Source organism: Roseovarius confluentis (assembly GCF_002917925.1).
GTDB classification, from domain to species: Bacteria; Pseudomonadota; Alphaproteobacteria; order Rhodobacterales; family Rhodobacteraceae; genus Roseovarius; species Roseovarius confluentis.
Genome location: NZ_PPFE01000001.1, coordinates 385,723 through 401,824, shown reverse-complemented (window position 1 = coordinate 401,824; position 16,102 = coordinate 385,723). Strand labels below are relative to the sequence as shown.

At 62.5% G+C, this 16,102-nt stretch carries 14 protein-coding genes and 1 tRNA gene; 12 read left to right on the top strand and 3 right to left on the bottom strand.

The window, feature by feature from the left end; all coding sequences use genetic code 11:
- Position 1 precedes the first annotated feature (1 nt).
- Both C2I35_RS01970 and C2I35_RS01965 read left to right on the top strand, forming a co-directional pair.
- Positions 2 to 3,103 carry a multidrug efflux RND transporter permease subunit gene (locus C2I35_RS01970; RefSeq protein ID WP_103761343.1) on the top strand — a complete coding sequence of 1,034 codons (3,102 nt, stop codon included), beginning with the start codon at positions 2 to 4 and terminating at the stop codon, positions 3,101 to 3,103.
- A gap of 66 nt (positions 3,104 to 3,169) precedes the next feature.
- Complete coding sequence (locus C2I35_RS01965) at positions 3,170 to 3,532, top strand: cupin domain-containing protein (protein ID WP_211286094.1); 363 nt, start codon at positions 3,170 to 3,172, stop codon at positions 3,530 to 3,532.
- A 16-nt stretch (positions 3,533 to 3,548) separates the two neighbouring features.
- Here C2I35_RS01965 and C2I35_RS01960 read toward each other — a convergent pair whose 3' ends face one another.
- Together C2I35_RS01960 and C2I35_RS01955 are read right to left on the bottom strand one after the other, a co-directional pair.
- A complete protein-coding gene (locus tag C2I35_RS01960) occupies positions 3,549 to 6,638 on the bottom strand; it encodes an efflux RND transporter permease subunit (protein WP_103761341.1) in 3,090 nt (1,029 codons plus the stop codon).
- On the bottom strand, positions 6,635 to 7,726 hold the full coding sequence (locus C2I35_RS01955; RefSeq protein ID WP_103761340.1) for an efflux RND transporter periplasmic adaptor subunit: 1,092 nt from the start codon (positions 7,724 to 7,726) through the stop codon (positions 6,635 to 6,637). The genes C2I35_RS01960 and C2I35_RS01955 overlap by 4 nt, the downstream gene beginning before the upstream one ends.
- A gap of 322 nt (positions 7,727 to 8,048) precedes the next feature.
- On the opposite strand from C2I35_RS01955, the gene C2I35_RS01950 reads away from it, so the two are divergent.
- A complete protein-coding gene (locus tag C2I35_RS01950) occupies positions 8,049 to 8,642 on the top strand; it encodes a response regulator transcription factor (RefSeq protein ID WP_342749712.1) in 594 nt (197 codons plus the stop codon).
- A 421-nt stretch (positions 8,643 to 9,063) separates the two neighbouring features.
- Here C2I35_RS01950 and C2I35_RS01945 read toward each other — a convergent pair.
- Positions 9,064 to 9,153, bottom strand: a tRNA-Ser gene (locus C2I35_RS01945).
- A gap of 175 nt (positions 9,154 to 9,328) precedes the next feature.
- Here C2I35_RS01945 and C2I35_RS01940 point away from each other — a divergent pair.
- From C2I35_RS01940 to proB, 9 genes are all read left to right on the top strand, one after another.
- A complete protein-coding gene (locus C2I35_RS01940) occupies positions 9,329 to 10,111 on the top strand; it encodes a DUF2059 domain-containing protein (protein ID WP_103761338.1) in 783 nt (260 codons plus the stop codon).
- Between the two features lie 6 nt (positions 10,112 to 10,117).
- Positions 10,118 to 10,948, top strand: coding sequence for a DUF2059 domain-containing protein (locus C2I35_RS01935; RefSeq protein ID WP_146049947.1), 831 nt, complete (start codon positions 10,118 to 10,120; stop codon positions 10,946 to 10,948).
- A gap of 222 nt (positions 10,949 to 11,170) precedes the next feature.
- The gene (locus tag C2I35_RS01930) at positions 11,171 to 11,908 is read left to right on the top strand and encodes a 50S ribosomal protein L21 (protein WP_103761336.1); all 738 of its coding nucleotides are present in this window, start codon (positions 11,171 to 11,173) and stop codon (positions 11,906 to 11,908) included.
- An 11-nt stretch (positions 11,909 to 11,919) separates the two neighbouring features.
- Positions 11,920 to 12,189: a 50S ribosomal protein L27 gene (gene rpmA / locus C2I35_RS01925; protein WP_103761335.1), complete on the top strand. Its 270-nt coding sequence runs from the start codon at positions 11,920 to 11,922 to the stop codon at positions 12,187 to 12,189.
- 76 nt (positions 12,190 to 12,265) lie between these two features.
- Entirely contained in the window at positions 12,266 to 12,871 is a 606-nt protein-coding gene (locus C2I35_RS01920; RefSeq protein WP_103761334.1) for a LysE family translocator, read from the top strand.
- A complete protein-coding gene (locus C2I35_RS01915) occupies positions 12,868 to 13,413 on the top strand; it encodes a GNAT family N-acetyltransferase (RefSeq protein WP_103761333.1) in 546 nt (181 codons plus the stop codon). Before C2I35_RS01920 ends, C2I35_RS01915 begins: the two co-directional genes overlap by 4 nt.
- The gene (locus C2I35_RS01910; protein WP_170067093.1) at positions 13,406 to 13,906 is read left to right on the top strand and encodes a GNAT family N-acetyltransferase; all 501 of its coding nucleotides are present in this window, start codon (positions 13,406 to 13,408) and stop codon (positions 13,904 to 13,906) included. Before C2I35_RS01915 ends, C2I35_RS01910 begins: the two co-directional genes overlap by 8 nt.
- 54 nt (positions 13,907 to 13,960) lie before the next feature.
- Positions 13,961 to 14,998 carry a GTPase ObgE gene (gene obgE, locus C2I35_RS01905; RefSeq protein ID WP_103761331.1) on the top strand — a complete coding sequence of 346 codons (1,038 nt, stop codon included), beginning with the start codon at positions 13,961 to 13,963 and terminating at the stop codon, positions 14,996 to 14,998.
- Positions 14,986 to 16,092 (top strand): glutamate 5-kinase, encoded by a 1,107-nt coding sequence (gene proB / locus C2I35_RS01900; RefSeq protein WP_103761330.1) that lies wholly within the window; start codon positions 14,986 to 14,988, stop codon positions 16,090 to 16,092. The genes obgE and proB overlap by 13 nt, the downstream gene beginning before the upstream one ends.
- The last annotated feature ends 10 nt before the right edge of the window (positions 16,093 to 16,102 follow it).

Here is a 16,102-nt window from a genome sequence, read left to right as displayed (position 1 = left end):
CGTGGGAGCCTTCTTTGTCCACCGCCCCGTCTTTGCATGGGTAATTGCCATCGTCACGTCGATCGTGGGCACCTTCGCCATGATCAGTCTGCCGGTATCGCAATATCCCGAGATCGCCCCGACGACCGTGCGCGTGGAGGCGACCTATCCTGGCGGTACCGCAAGCACGCTTGAAAGCACGGTAACACGGGTGATCGAGGACCGACTGACCGGCCTGGACGGTTTGCTTTACACGACGTCGACATCTACCGCTGGCAGTTCGTCGATCACTATGGTTTTCGACGGCTCCATCGAACCCGTGACTGCACAGAATGATGTGCAGGTTCGCGTCACCCAGATCGAGTCCCAACTGCCTCAGACGGTGCGGGACCAGGGTGTGAACGTAACCCGGTCCAGCTCGTCGCTGCTTCTGGTAGGTGCCTTGGTATCCGAAAACGGGGCGCAAACCTCGACCGACCTTGGCAATATCTTCACCGGCCAAATCGAAAGCACGCTTTTGCGACAGGATGGCGTCGGTGGTGTGAACCTTTTCGGCTCGGGCTACGCAATGCGCATCTGGCTCGACCCGTTGTCGCTCGCGCGTTACCGGCTGACTGCGTCGGACGTTGTATCGGCGGTCGAGGCGCAGAACACTGCCGTCGCGGTCGGCGCTTTGGGCGACCTGCCGCTGGCGGACGGCCAGCAGGTCACAGCGACGATCACCGCGCAAAGCCAGCTTCGCACGGAGGACGAGTTCGGCCGGATCCTGCTTCGCTCCGGGCTGGGCGGGGACGCGGTCTATCTCAGCGATGTTGCCCGCATCGAGATCGGCAACGAAAGCTATGCCACCGAGGCGTGGCTCGACAGGCAATCCGCGGTAGGATTCGGCGTCAATCTGCGCACCGGCGCCAACGCGCTCGACACGGCCGAGGGGGTGCGCGAACTCCTTCGCTCGATCGAGCCCAGTCTGCCCGAGGGGGTCGCGGTCGAGATCCCCTATGACACCTCGCCTTTCGTGGAGCGGTCGATCAACCAAGTTTACATGACCCTGGTCGAAGCGGTGGTGCTGGTCCTGATCGTGCTGCTGATTTTTCTGCAAACCTGGCGTGCGACGATCATTCCGATCATCACGGTGCCCATCGTCCTTCTGGGTACGTTCGCGGCGCTGTCGGTGCTGGGATACACCGTCAACACTTTGACCATGTTTGCGCTGGTGCTGGCGATCGGCCTACTGGTGGACGACGCCATCGTGGTGGTGGAAAACGTGGAACGGCTGATTGCGGAAGAGGATCTGGACCCGGTTACCGCGACTGTGCGCAGCATGAAGCAAATCACTGGCGCGCTTATCGGGATCCTGGTGGTACTTGTCGCTGTGTTCGTGCCGATGGCGTTTTCCGCGGGTTCGGTCGGGGTGATATATCGGCAATTCTCGATCACGATAATCACCGCAATGGTCCTGTCGCTCCTGATCGCGCTCAGCCTGACACCGGCGATGTGCGCGCAGCTCTTGCGCAAACGCGGCGACGCGCGGTTCTTCGCCGCGCGGTGGTTCAACAGCGGCCTGTCCGGCCTGGTCGCAGGGTTCACCGGCTTGGTCAAGCGGCTGGTGCCTCTGCGCTTTGTGATGCTACTGGTCGTCGGCGCCATAGGCTACGGTGGCTATCTTGTTTACGAGCGCATGCCAGGTTCGTTCATTCCGACCGAGGACCAGGGCGTCGTTCTGAGTCTTATCTCTCTGCCTGCGGGAACCACGGCGCCGGTCACCGAGGCGGTGCTGAACGAGGTCGAGACGCATTTCCTGGAAAACGAACCCGACGCGGTCGAGGCGGTCTTCGGCGTTCGCGGTTTCAGCTTTGCCGGCAGCGGTCAGCATCAGGCGATGCTGTTTGCCCGGCTAAAGGATTTCGACCTACGCGAGGATCCAAGTCTTTCGGCAGAGGCGGTTGCAGCCCGCGCAAACCAGGCGCTTTTCGGTCATCGCAGTGCGCAGATCTTCACCATACAGCCCCCCGCGATTCCCGGCCTGGGCACGTCGGGCGGATTTAGCATGTATCTGCTCGATCAGGGCGGGCAGGGGGCGGATGAACTGATCGAGGCCGCGCAGCGCCTGACGGGGGCCGCCGCGCAGGACCCGCGCCTGACGGCGGTTCGGGCCGACGGGATCGACACCGAAGCCTCGCTGTCACTGGATATCGACCGGCCCAAGGCCGAGAGCTTCGGCCTCTCGGTCGACTCCGTGAACGCGATGCTGTCAATCATCTTCGCCGGACGTGACGTGAATGACTTTCTTCTGGGCAACGATCTGCGGCCAGTGATCGTTCAGGCCGATGCGCCTCACAGGATGCAGCCCGAGGATGTCGCGTCCTGGTACGCGCGAAACAGCGATCAGGAGATGGTGCCCTTCGCCGCCTTCATCCAAAGCCGGTGGGAGCAGATCGCGCCGGTCCTGACCCGATATGACGGGCTTGGCGCAATCGCGATCTCCGGCAATCCCTCGCAAGGAGGCAGTTCGGGCGACGCGATGGCGGCGATGGAGGAACTCGTAGCCTCTGAGACACCGGAATATGGCGTCGGCTGGGCCGGTATAAGCTTTCAGGAGCGCGCCGCTGGCAGCAACGTGGCGATGCTTTATGCCATTTCCGCATTGATCGTCTTTCTTGCCCTGGCTGCGCTTTACGAAAGCTGGATGGTGCCCCTGTCGGTAATGCTGGCCGTACCGATCAGCCTGACCGGTGCGCTGACAGCCTCTTGGTTGACCGGGCAATCGAACGATGTCTACTTCACCGTAGGGCTTCTGACGACAATCGGTCTGGCATCACGGAACGCCATCCTCGTTGTCGAGTTCGCGGAAGAAGTGCTGCGCGAGACGGGCGATATCGTGCAGGCCGCCGTCACCGCGGCACGCCAGCGGCTGAGGCCGATCCTTATGACCGCCCTGACCTTCATGCTCGGCGTCATGCCCCTTGCGACCGCCAGTGGCCCCGGCGCACAGGCTCAAAACGCGATCGGTATTGCGGTGCTGGGTGGCATGGCAGCTTCGACCTTCGTGGCAACACTGTTCGTGCCGCTGCTATACGTACTGGTCAAGACGTTGGCCGCGCGGGTCTCGAAACAGGCCAGTTGAGGATGCGTTTTGCCGGGCGCCCAGCAATCCGATACGTTTCTCTCAACACAACATTGAGGGGAGCGCATGAAACCAATTCGTTCAATTGACCGGCGTGTAGCAAATATACGGGACGCAACTGCTTTCGAACCCTATGACCCCGTCACGGAGCCGGGAACCTCGATCCTAAAGCTGAACACCGCGATGCCGCGCGACGTGGGTTTCTACATCTACAGGATGGAGCCGGGGGCAAGGTCGACCCCGCACCGTCATGGCGGGGCCGAGGAATTCGTGATGCTCGAGGGTGAATTGATCGACAATGACGGCACGGTCTATCGGCAAGGCGATGTCGTCTGGCTGGCACCGGGAACCGACCATGTTTCACATACCGAGACGGGATGCCTGATCGCCGTTTTCTCGGAGGGCGAGGAAACCCCGCTGGTGGGGTAAGGTGAGCGACGCCCGCCTACATTGCGGCGCGGGTTTCGGAAAGTTCGCGGTCGAGCCGTCTCTCCAGCGTACCCTGCGGTCGTGTGAACCGCGCCAGCAGATCGTAAAGGACAGGCGTGACGACCAGCATGAGCACCGCCGACAGAGACAAGCCCGCCACGATCACGGTGCCTATGGCCTGACGGCTTTCAGCGCCGGCGCCCGTGGCCATGACAAGGGGCAGGGCGCCCAGAATGGTCGATATCACCGTCATCACGATCGGACGCAGACGCAGTGTGGCCGCGCGGATCACAGCCTCGCGGGTTTCAAGGCCGTCGCTGCGCAGTTGATTGGCGAACTCCACGATCAGGATGCCGTTCTTGGCGACCAGTCCGACCAACAGGATGATCCCGATCTGGCTATAGACATTGAGTGTGAGTCCCCCAAGCGCCATCGCATAGATCGCCCCGGCCAGTCCCGCCGGAACGGTCAGCATGATCGTGACCGGGTGCACAAAGCTTTCGAACTGGGCGGCAAGTACCAGGAAGACGATCAGCAGCGACAGGGCAAGCACGAAGCCGACGCCCGCTGACGTGTCCTTAAAGGTACGTGACTGACCTTCGTACCCCAACTTGGCCTCGACCGGCAGGATATTCCGCGCGGCGGTCTCGATCGTGTCAAGCACGGTGCCAAGCTGTGCGCCGGGCTCCAGAGCTCCGGAAAGCTGAACGGACGGGAGGCGGTCGAAGCGGCGCAGGCTGGGGGCGGCGGCATTCTCTCGCAGATCGACCAGGGCCCCAAGCGGCACGAGTGTTTCGCCGTCGCCCGCCCGCACGAAGATATTGTCGATATCCGACGGCGTATTGCGGTCGTCATCCTGTGCCTGAAGGATCACCGGGTACTCTCGGCCCCGGCTGACAAAGCCTGTGACCTCGCGCGAGGCCAGTAGCGTTTGCAAGGTACCTGCGATCGTTTCCACCGATATGCCGAGGTCGTCCGCACGCGCGCGATCGATCGTGACATCGAGTTGCGGCAAATTCTGGTCGAAGTCGATCTCGGGATTGACCAGCCCCGGAATGGTCTCGGCCTCCGCTTGCAGGCGTTCGGCCCATTCCTTGACGCTCTCGAAATCTGGACCGCCCACGACCACACGCACCGGGGTGGAGTTGCCGCGCAGGCCAAGGCCGGCCGGGGTTACCGGAAAGCCACGGGCGATTGTCACGTCTCCCATTTGGGGTGCGATCTGTCCGACCACCTCTGAAACGGACATGTCACGTTCATCCCAGGGGGCAAGGCGAAACACCACGAAAGACCGCCAGGCCCGGTTGCCCCAGCCGGTAAAGGTGAAAACCGTCTCGATCACGCCGGACTGGCGCAGCGGTTCAAGAATCCCCTCGACCTGCCGCGCGGCGATATCGGAATGCTCCACCGTGCTGCCTTGGGGCGCGGTCAGCGGCACGAAACCCACCCCGCGATCCTCGCGCGGGGCCAACTCGCGAGGGAGGCCCTCGTAGAACAGCGCAGCACCCCCGGTCACGGTGAGCGCCACGGCAAGCACCACCAGTGGTGCCTGCACTGCGCGTTTCAGCAGCGCTTCGTACTTGCGTTGCGCCCAACCCAGGCTCTCGGCGTCGTCTGCGGACACCCCGTCGCGCTGACGCAGCACCTTCGAGGCCAGCGCCGGGCAGGCGGTCAGGGCCACGAAGGTCGATATCGCCACTGTCCCCGCCATGACCCACCCGAATTCGACGAAAAGGCGCCCGACCTGTCCGGGCATGAAAGACAGCGGCACGAAGACGGCCATCAATGTCAGCGATGTGGCGATGACTGCAAACGTCACCTGACGCGCTCCGCGATAGCTGGCGGCAAGCGGACTTTCCCCCATCTCGATCCGGCGCTGGATGTTTTCCAGCACCACGATGGCGTCGTCGACCACGAGGCCAATTGCGAGAAGCAGCGCCAGTAGCGTCAGCGTGTTAAGCGAGAACCCCCAGGCCGAAATCAGGATGAAGCAACCAATCAGTGACACGGGGATCGCGACGAAAGGGATCAGTGTGGCCCGAGGGCTGCGCAGGAATACGAGAATCACAAGAACTACCAGCGCCAGCGAGATGCTGAGCGCGATAATCACCTCGCGGATCGAGGCTCCGACGAACAGCGCGTCATCCGATCCGACGATCAGTGTCATGCCCTGGGGCAGGGTCGGCGTGATCGCCTCTATCTCGGCGCGCACGGCCTGGGAAATTGCCAGGGTGTTCGACTTGCTTTGGCGCAGGACGGCGATGCCCACCGCGTCAGTTCCATCAGTGCGTACGATGGTGCTGTCATCGGCCACGCCCGGCTCGACCCGCGCCACATCGCCCAGGCGCACAGGAAAGCCCGCCACGCGATCCAGCACCACGTCGCGGAAATCCTCGATATTACTGAGGCGGGAGTTCAACCGGACGGTCAACTGCCGGTCCTGCGATTTGACCTCGCCAGCCGGCAGCTCGAGGTTGTTGCGCCGCAAAGCGGCTTCGACATCGGCCACCGTCAGCTTGCGCGCCGCCAGCGAGCGCCGGTCAAGCCAGATGCGCACTGCGAAGGGACGCTCGCCATAAATGTTCAGATCTGCCACGCCATCAACCGTGGCGATGCGGTCGGCTATGAAGCGGTCGATGTAATCGGTGATTTCGGCGGTCGTCATCCGGTCCGACGTCACGGCCAGCCGCATGACCGGATCCGCGTCGGCGTCGGACTTGACCACTCGAGGCTCGTCGGCCTCTTCAGGCAGTTGTCCGGTGACGCGTCCGATCGCATTGCGCACGTCGTTGGCCGCGTTGTCCAGATCGCGCGAGGTTTCGAATTCTAGAGTGATGCGACTGCGGCCCTGGCGCGATTCCGAACTAATCGAGCGCAGGCCGGTGATTGCGGCAACCGCGCCTTCCAGCGTTTCGGTGATATCGGTGTCGATCACCTCGGGTGCCGCGCCACGATACTCAGTCGTGATCGTAACCACGGCGTTGTCGACATCGGGCAATTCGCGCACGGGGATGTTCTGCACTGCCGCAAGGCCGAAGACCAAGATCAGTAGGCTGGCCACCGCCGCCAGCACCGGCCGGCGTACCGCGATGTCCGACAGCGTCACGTGTCACCCTCCGACCCGTCCAATACTGGTTCTGTAGATTTGACTGTGACCACGGCGCCGTCGCGCAGCCGGCCGAGCCCGCGTATCGCCACCTCCTGGCCTTCGTCGAGCCCGGCCAGTACGGCCACCTTGCCGTCCTGCCGCGCCCCGGTTCGAACAGGCGTGCGCGTGGCCACCCCTTCGTTGATCGTGAAGACATAAGTATCGGCGGCCTGAAAAATGATGGCTTCTTCCGGCACCACCAGCGCGTCCGCTTCAGAAAGGGTGAGGGTCAGTGACATGAACATGCCCGCAGGCAAAAGACCATCAGGATTGGGTATAACGGCGCGCGCCCGAAAGGCCCGCGACACTGGATCGATCCGGCTGTCCACCGCGTCTATCTGACCCGTGAACACGCGATCGTCGAAGGCCACGCTTTGCGCTTCAACCGGCATACCACGCTGGACTTTCGCGAACAGGGTTTCCGGAAGCGAGAATTCAAGTTCTACCTGGCTCAGGTCGTCGAGGCGCGTGATCATGTCGTCGCTGGTCACACGTGCGCCGCGATCCACTTCGGCCAGACCCAGAACGCCGCCGAACGGGGCAATTATTGTCCGCCGGTCCAGCCGTTGTTGGGCCCGTTCCAACTGTGCCTCGGCCTCCGCCAGCCGCGCTACAGCTTCCTCCTGCGAAGCCTGACTGACCGCGTTTGTGCTGCGCAATTGCTCGACCCGCTCAAGAACCTGCCGGCGCTCGATCAGCCGTGCCTCGGCTTCGGCAAGATCGGCCCGCTCTATCGCGTCGTCCAGCCGGACCAAAACCGCGCCTTCCTCCACCCGCCCCCCCGGCGTGATCGCCAGTTCCACGATGCGGCCATCCGCTTCCGGGACAATCTGAACCGAGTTGGCGGCGCGCGTCGTGCCGACCGCCTCGACCTTCTGATAGATGCGCTCGGTTTCGGCCCGCGCCGTTTCGACCGTAACCGGGTCCGAGCCACGAGCCTCTGCCGCTTCAGCCGGAGGCGCGAGGTAGGTCGCGTACCCCCAGTAGGCGGCGTAGCCGATCGCCCCCAGGAGGCAAATCAGCAATAGCTGTTTGAATACGGACATTCGGTCGCTCCACGATCCCGCGCTGCGGGCACGGCGCCGCAATAGACAGGTCCGTGCAGGTTAGATTAACCGCGCTGAATAGCAAGCTTGGCCAAGTGTTGCATCTTGAACGGGCAGTGTATTCTTGGCCCGCCTGTCTTCAAATGTGCGTGAACGCAAACATAATCGGGTTTGGTGCACAAGACGTGCCCACAGATGTTAATTGATGGTGCCGATCGGATCCGGTGTTATACTTAGCTTGAGATGTGCCCCAGCCCTGTCCGGGTCGGTGGCGCCAACGCAACGTCAACCGACGGACCTATCGCGGCGTATGAAAAGGATTTTGCTGGCCGACGACCATACCCTGGTCCGAGAGACGATCGCGGATTTCATCAAGCGCCAGGCCGCATTTGAGGTGGCGCAGGCCGCGTCTCTGGACGAAGCGTTGAAGGTCAATGCCGAGCAAGGTCCGTTCAACCTGATCATGCTGGACTACACCATGCCGGGAATGGAGGCGCTTGCAGGGTTGACCCGAATGCGCGCGGAGTCGGGATGTCCGGTGGCGATCCTGTCGGGCACGGCTCCACCAGATATCGCGCGGCGGGCTTTGCGGGCGGGCGCGGCAGGCTTTCTGCCCAAGACACTTGCTGCGCAGCAGTTTGTGGCGGCCATTCAGCAGATCCTGGGCGGCGATGTCTACCTTCCGCAGGATTTCCTGAGTGAATCCTTGGCAGGAACCCGCGCCACGCATCTTACACCGCGCGAACTGGAAGTGTTGCATTGTGTCGCGGAAGGCAAGCTAAATAAGGAAATCGCCCGCGAGCTGGACATTCAGGAAGTGACCGTCAAGTTGCATGTGAAAACTCTTTCGCGCAAACTTGGCGCGCGTAACCGGACCCATGCCGCGATGATGGCCCGCGATCTGGGACTGCTGTAACGCTCAACCATCCGGGCAACCCCAATTACAGCTATTGTTCGCGGCGCGCCAAGCTGTTCCGGGAGTCTGGCGCGCATTTCCGGATCAACCCGTTGCTTACCCAATCCTTGCTCTGGTCTCTGCCGCAAATGTCTTTGACACGGACACTCTGTCCGCGGGCGTCAGGGAACTGGACCGTGCCAGCGCACTATACCGGGCCGCTTACATGGTTGCTTCGGACTTCGCGGTTTTTGAGATTACGGGACGCCCACGACCCGATTGCCGTACTCTGCTTGATCATTGGTCAAGGACCGACGAGCGGTGTTTAATCATGATGTCACCTACGCCAAACAAGAACGGGCCGCATCTGAAACAGGGTGAGAAGCACCGCGACCGGCCGGATGCGCAGAACGACGTTTTGATACGGTTTTCAAAGGGAAACTGGCGGAGAGACAGGGATTCGAACCCTGGGACCCCGTGAAGGGTCAACGGTTTTCGAGACCGCCCCGTTCGACCACTCCGGCACCTCTCCGCGGGGGTCTGGAGGGTGCGTTTAATCGCCTTTGAACGGGGTGACAAGGGGTTTGCCTTGTTTCGCCACGGATTTTGCCTACGTTGGGGTAAACAACGCCACGTCAGGAGGTATCGTGACCCGGACGCGCTCAATCCGACCCCTTGTTTTCATAGCTTTCCTCGCAATCGCGCTGATGGCCGCGCTTCAGACCCGAGCCGCGGATCGCGATCGGCTCGACGCGTTTCTCGAAGTGACCGGCTTTGGTGTCGCGCTCGATTCGATCGCGCTTGCCGCCGGGGATGCGCCCGCAATGCTGGGAATGCAGGCCAGCGATTTCGGCTCAGATTGGTCGCGTGTTTCCAAAGACGTGTTCGATACCGAAAAGATGCAGACAATGGCGCTCGACATCCTGTCCGAAACTCTGAGCGACGAGCATCTGACCCACGCCGCGGAATTCTACGCTTCGCCGCTGGGACAGCGTCTGGTGGAGGCCGAGAACGCCTCGCACATGGTCGAGGATGACGAGGCAAAGCAGCAGCAGGGCCGCGCCCTGGTGGCCGAAGGTGTGGAGCAGGGCGACGAACGCATCGAAACCCTTCAGAACCTCAACCAAGCGGTGGATTCCGACGGAAATTCGGTTCGCGCTGTACAGGAAATTCAGGTTCGCTTTCTGATGGCCGCATCGAATGCCGGCATTCTGAACCAAGAGGTTGACGAAGACGCGTTGCGCGCGGCCATGAAGGCCGGTGAGGAAGAGATGCGGATGACCATGAAGGCTGGCGCGCTGGCCAATGCCGCATACACCTACCAGGATTTCTCGAACGGGGAGCTAAAGGAATATCTGGCCGCGCTCGAACATCCCGAAATGCAGACTGTGTATCAACTGATGAACGCGGTCCAGTACGAGATCATGGCCAATCGCTTTGAGGTGCTCGCTTCGCGAATGGCTGAAATGCACCCCGGGCAGGAGCTTTGAACTGATATGCATATAGCAAGAACCCTGGCCACCCTAGGCGCACTTTCGGCGGTGCTTCTGGCCTCGGATGCCGCCACCGCGCAGGACGACGATCGCCAGCGCTTGATCGAGTTGATGCGGATTGACGACACTGTAGTGGTGATGCGCAAGGAAGGTCTGCGCTACGGCGCCGAGATCGGCGCGGAGATGCTGCCCGATATTCCAAAGGACGACTGGGAACGCACAGTATCGCGCATCTATGATGCCGAGAAGATGGAGGCGGTGATCACCCAAGGGTTCCAAACTTCACTCGAAGGGGAGGAACTGGGCTCCTTGGTCGAATTCTTCGATAGTGGTCTTGGGGAAGAGATCATTGGGCTCGAAATCTCGGCTCGTGAGGCTTTTCTCGACGAGGAAACCGAGATTGCGGCGATGGACGCCTTTGAGGTGGCCCGCGGTGACGAAACAGAGCTTTACCAGCAAATCGAGACGATCATCGCCGACAGCGACCTCGTGGAATACAACGTCATGGGCGCGATGAACGCCAACCTCATGTTCTATCGTGGCCTGGCCGATGGCGGCGCCATCGATCTTGGGGAATCGGACATGCTGGCCGATGTCTGGGCGCAAGAATCGGACATCCGCGCGGAGTCCGAGGCTTGGCTTGGGTCCTTTCTGATGATGGCCTACCGTCCGCTGGAGGCGGAGGAACTCGAAGCTTACGCCGCACTATACCGCACACCCGAGGGGCGCATTCTGAATACCGCGGTTTTCAACGCCTATGACCGCATGTACGACGAAATCTCCTACCTTCTGGGGCAGGCAGTCGCCGAGCACATGCGCAGCCAAGAACTGTGACCGAACCCGGCCGGAGCCGAACTGCGCCGGTCGGCCTAAAAAACCGGGCTTTTGCAGGGTGCAAGGCTTGACTTTGAGGGGCGCCCCTAGGATAAGCGGCCATCCCGGCGGGGCGACTCGTGCGGGATTTGTTTTTTTGACGCCCGAAGGGCGCGCCGTTCGAGGCACCAAACGCCGGTTGATCCCGGGGCCACAGAACGCGGATGAAAAAAGGAAAGAGATATGTTTGCGGTTCTGAAGACCGGTGGCAAGCAGTACAAGGTTCAGTCGGGCGATATGCTCCGGGTGGAAAAGCTTGCTGCAGACTCTGGTGAGAAAGTTCAGTTCAACGAGATCCTGATGCTGGGTGGCGACGCGCCGGTCATCGGTGCTCCGCTTGTCGACGGCGCGGCCGTGCAGGCTGAGGTCGTGGACCAGATAAAGGGCGACAAGGTCATCAACTTCGTCAAGCGCCGCCGGAAGCACGGCTCGCAACGGACCCGTGGCCACCGTCAGCAACTGACCCTGCTGCGCGTGACCGAGATCCTTGAGAAGGGCGCCGACAAATCGGGCGTGAAGGCCGCTGTAGGCGCAAGCGCACTGGCCGCCGGCATGGGCAAGACCCGTTACGCCGACAACAAGGCCGAGCAGGCCGAGATGGCCAAGCGCGTGAAGAACAACGAGGCCGAGGAAAAGAGCGTCGCCAAGAAAGCCGAACCCAAAGCCGAGAAGAAGGCCGAGGAAAAGAAGGCTGCTCCCAAGAAAGCCGCGAAGGCCGAAGGTGGCGACGACCTGAAAGAGCTGTCCGGCGTGGGCCCGGCGCTCGAAAAGAAACTGCAAGAGGCAGGCGTGACCACGTTTGCCCAGATCGCGGCATGGACCGCCGATGACATCGCCGAGATGGACGAGAAACTGTCCTTCAAAGGCCGCATCGAGCGTGAAGGCTGGGTCGCGCAGGCCAAAGAACTGGTCAAAGGCTAAGGAGAGACGATATGGCACACAAGAAAGCAGGCGGTTCATCCAGAAACGGTCGCGACTCGGCCGGTCGTCGTCTGGGCGTCAAGAAATACGGCGGCGAGGCCGTGATTCCGGGCAACATCCTGGTGCGTCAGCGCGGCAACAAGTTCTGGCCGGGCGACGGCGTGGGGCAGGGCAAGGATCACACCCTCTTTGCGACCGTCGAGGGCTCGGTGCATTTCCGCAAGGGCCTCAAGGGCCGTACCTTTATTTCGGTTCTCCCGGTGGCGGAGGCCGCCGAGTAAGCCGAACCTTCAAGGTGTGAAATTCAGGGGGATCGGCACATCGCCGGTCCCCTTTTCTGTTTTTCGGAGGCACGTCATGAGCGTAGCCGTTACATCCTTTCTGGTCTTTGGCGCGTCGCAAGTCGGCACGCCGGGACCGGCCAACATGGCGCTTCTGGCGACGGGCGCGCGGTTCGGGTTTCGCGCGGCGTTGCCCTTTGTTGCGGGGGTGGTCATCGGCAAGCAGTTCGTGATCTGGCCCGTAGGCTTCGGCCTGATGGAGCTGGCCGACCGCGCGCCTTACGTGTTCGACATTCTGAAGTGGGTGTCGGCGGCGTACATCTGCTGGCTCGCATGGAAGGTCGCGCACCTGCGCCTCGGTCCGGCCGACGCGCAGGTCGCCGCGCCCGGCTTTCTGGCAGGGCTAATCGTGCATCCGCTCAACCCCAAGGCCTGGGCAATGATCGTCGCCGGCTTCACCAATTTTGTCGCTGCGGGCACGCCCGCCTTGCAGGCCACGCTGACCATATCCATCTGCCTTCTGAGCCTGCAATTGCTACTGCACCCGATCTGGACACTTGGAGGAGACCGGATCGCGCGCACCGTGGCGGGAACCCCGGCCGAGCCGCACCTCATGCGTGCCCTGGCCGCGCTGACCGTCGCATCCGTCCTGTTCGTGCTTTTCGGAGGAGACAGCACATGAAGCTTGAAACCATCGCAACCGATACCCTTCTCGAAACCGAACGGTTCGACCTGCGGCCCGTCCGTGAATCCGATGCGGGCCTTATCTCGCTCTATGCCGGCGACGAGCGCGTGGCCCGGTTCACCACGTCCATTCCGCATCCGCTTCCGCCGGGCACGGCCGAAGCCTTCATCGCCCGCGTGATGGATCCCGACCACCCCGAGGATGTCTGGGTCATGGACGGCACGCGCATCGGGGGTGGCGAGGTCATGGGCCTGATCGGCCTGGAGCGGATGGACCGCGACCAGTCCGAGATCGGGTACTGGGTCGCACCGGCCTATTGGAACAGCGGCATCGCCTCGGCGGCGGTCGAGGCGATCCTGTCGGCCAATCCCCAGAACGCGCAAACTGTCTTTGCGAGCGTGTTCCAAGACAACGCCGCCTCGGCCCGGGTGCTGACGAACTGCGGTTTTCGCTATCTCGGCGACGCCGAAAGCTTTTCGGTCGCGCGGAAGGCAAATGTCCCGACCTGGACATACAGCCGGGCGATGGACAATGGATGAAACGGTCTTTGCTCGCACGCCACGCCTTGTCTGGCGCGCAGGCACGCCGAATGATTTACAGGCGCTTCACGCGATCGTCAGCGGTTTCGACGTGGTTCGCCAGACCGAGACCTGGCCCTGGCCTGCGAACCTGTCCTGCACGCGCTCGCGCTGTGTCGTCACCGCGTCGGATCAGGCCGCATCAGGTGTGGTCTGCCAAGGCGACGAGGTCGTCGGCTATCTCGGTCTCAGCCCCGAAGTCAAGATTGGCTATATGTTCGGAAAATCCCATTGGGGCCGGGGTTTGGCCACCGAAATCGGAGTCGCCGCGGTCGCATACGCATTCGACAAATTTGGCTGGGAAAGCCTCGAGGCTTGCGTCTTTGCTGACAACCCCGCTTCGGGCCGGGTTCTGGAAAAACTGGGTTTCCAGGAGGGCAAAGCCTGCCAAGGGCCCTGCCGCGCACGTGGCGGGGTTCACCCAATTCGCACCTTCCGGCGCCCCCGGGCTTGAGCCGGACTGCGTTTGGTTCTACGGACGGTCCCTGACGCCATCTGAGGCAATGACATGAAGTTTCTCGATCTCGCCAAGGTTTACATCCGCTCGGGCAGCGGCGGCAACGGATGCATCAGCTTCCGGCGCGAGAAGTATATCGAATACGGCGGCCCCGACGGCGGGGATGGAGGCGGCGGCGGTTCGGTCTGGGCCGAGGCGGTCGACGGGCTGAACACGCTGATCGACTTTCGCTACCAGCAGCATTTCTTCGCCGACAACGGCACGCCCGGCATGGGCAAGCAACGCACCGGCGCCGACGGCGACGACATCGTGCTGCGCGTGCCCGTGGGCACCGAGATCCTGGACGAGGACCAGGAGACGGTGATCGCCGACCTGACCGAAGTGGGCGAGCGCGTGTGCCTGGCCCGGGGCGGGAATGGCGGCTGGGGCAATTTGCGATTCAAGACCTCGACCAACCAGGCGCCGCGTCGGTCCAACCCGGGACAGGAGGGCGTCGAACGTACGATCTGGCTGCGGCTCAAGCTGATTGCCGATGTGGGTCTGGTCGGGCTGCCCAACGCGGGCAAGTCGACCTTTCTGGCCGCGACGTCGAACGCGCGGCCCAAGGTCGCCGACTATCCGTTCACGACTTTGCATCCCAACCTCGGCGTCGTCGGCGTTGACAACACCGAATTCGTTGTGGCCGACATTCCCGGCCTGATCGACGGCGCGTCCGAGGGGCGGGGCCTCGGAGACCTGTTTCTGGGCCATGTCGAGCGGTGTGCGGTGCTTTTGCACCTCGTGGATGGCTCATCCGGAACCTTGATCGAAGACTACCAGACGATCATCCGAGAACTGGAAGCCTACGGCGTGGGACTGTCGGACAAACCTCGCGTGACGGTGCTGAACAAGATCGACACGCTGGACGAGGAAGAGCGCACGTTCCTGCGTGAAGAACTCGAGGCTGTGGCGGGCTCGCCAGTCCTGCTGATGTCGGGAGTGTCGCGCGAGGGTGTCACCGAGGTGCTGCGTGCCTTGCGGGCCCATATCGACGAGGGCCGGCTGCGGCAACGGCCGGACGATGACGAGGACGCACCGTGGCAGCCGTAGCCGACGCCAAGCGTCTCGTGATCAAGATTGGCTCGGCCCTTCTGGTCGACCGGAAAACGGGCCAATTGCGCCGTGACTGGCTGGTGGCGCTGTCCGAGGACGTGGCCCGCCTGCGGGCGCGGGGCACGGACGTTATCCTTGTGTCTTCCGGCTCCATCGCACTGGGGCGAGGTGTCCTGAAACTTCCCTCCGCCGACTTGTCACTGGAACAGTCGCAAGCCGCTGCCGCCGTGGGCCAGATCCAGCTCGCCACCGCATATACCGAGGCGCTGGCGGCCCATGATATCATCGCGGCACAAGTGCTGGTCACATTGGAAGACAGCGCCGATCGCCGCCGCTACCTCAATTCCCGCGCGACGATGGAACAGCTGTTGTCACTGGGCGCGATCCCCATAGTGAACGAAAACGACACGGTCGCCACGGACGAGATCCGCTATGGCGACAACGACCGGCTGGCCGCGCAGATCGCCGTGACCGCCGGGGCCGATCAACTGATCCTGCTCAGCGACGTGGACGGCTTTTATTCCGCCAATCCGCAGACCGACCCGGCCGCTAAACGCTTCGACGTTATCTCGGAAATCACACCCGAGATCGAGGCCATGGCCGGTGCCGCAGGCTCCGGCCTGTCGAAAGGCGGCATGAAGACCAAGCTGCTGGCGGCGCGGACGGCCACCGCCGCCGGATGCGACATGGCGATCACCGAAGGGTCGGTGCTGCACCCGGTCAGGGCATTGGAAAATGGCGCCCCCGTTACGTGGTTCACCGCCCAGGGCGACCCGCAGCAGAAACGCAAGCAATGGATTGCCTCGATGAAGCCCAAGGGCCGGATCGTCGTCGATGCCGGGGCGGTCAAGGCGCTTCGGGCAGGCTCCAGCCTGCTGGTCGCCGGCGTGGCGCAGGTTTCGGGCCGGTTCGAACGCGGTGACGCGGTCGAGGTCGCCGACGAGACGGGCGGTATTCTGGGTCAGGGGCTGACGCGCTACGACGCACTGGACGCCGAACGCATCAAGCGACTGCGCTCGGACCAGATCGAGAACGTGCTGGGCTATCCCGCCCGCGGTCCGTTGATCCATCGCGACGATATGGCCATATGACCGAACGACT

Excerpts from the sequence above, each read along its gene's own strand:
- C2I35_RS01965 (WP_211286094.1), top strand. The coding sequence starts at position 3,170 with ATGAAACCAATTCGTTCAATTGACCGGCGTGTAGCAAATATACGGGAC.
- C2I35_RS01955 (WP_103761340.1), bottom strand. The coding sequence starts at position 7,726 with ATGTCCGTATTCAAACAGCTATTGCTGATTTGCCTCCTGGGGGCGATC.
- C2I35_RS01940 (WP_103761338.1), top strand. The coding sequence starts at position 9,329 with ATGGCCGCGCTTCAGACCCGAGCCGCGGATCGCGATCGGCTCGACGCG.
- C2I35_RS01935 (WP_146049947.1), top strand. The coding sequence starts at position 10,118 with ATGCATATAGCAAGAACCCTGGCCACCCTAGGCGCACTTTCGGCGGTG.
- C2I35_RS01930 (WP_103761336.1), top strand. The coding sequence starts at position 11,171 with ATGTTTGCGGTTCTGAAGACCGGTGGCAAGCAGTACAAGGTTCAGTCG.
- rpmA (WP_103761335.1), top strand. The coding sequence starts at position 11,920 with ATGGCACACAAGAAAGCAGGCGGTTCATCCAGAAACGGTCGCGACTCG.
- C2I35_RS01920 (WP_103761334.1), top strand. The coding sequence starts at position 12,266 with ATGAGCGTAGCCGTTACATCCTTTCTGGTCTTTGGCGCGTCGCAAGTC.
- C2I35_RS01915 (WP_103761333.1), top strand. The coding sequence starts at position 12,868 with ATGAAGCTTGAAACCATCGCAACCGATACCCTTCTCGAAACCGAACGG.
- C2I35_RS01910 (WP_170067093.1), top strand. The coding sequence starts at position 13,406 with ATGGATGAAACGGTCTTTGCTCGCACGCCACGCCTTGTCTGGCGCGCA.
- obgE (WP_103761331.1), top strand. The coding sequence starts at position 13,961 with ATGAAGTTTCTCGATCTCGCCAAGGTTTACATCCGCTCGGGCAGCGGC.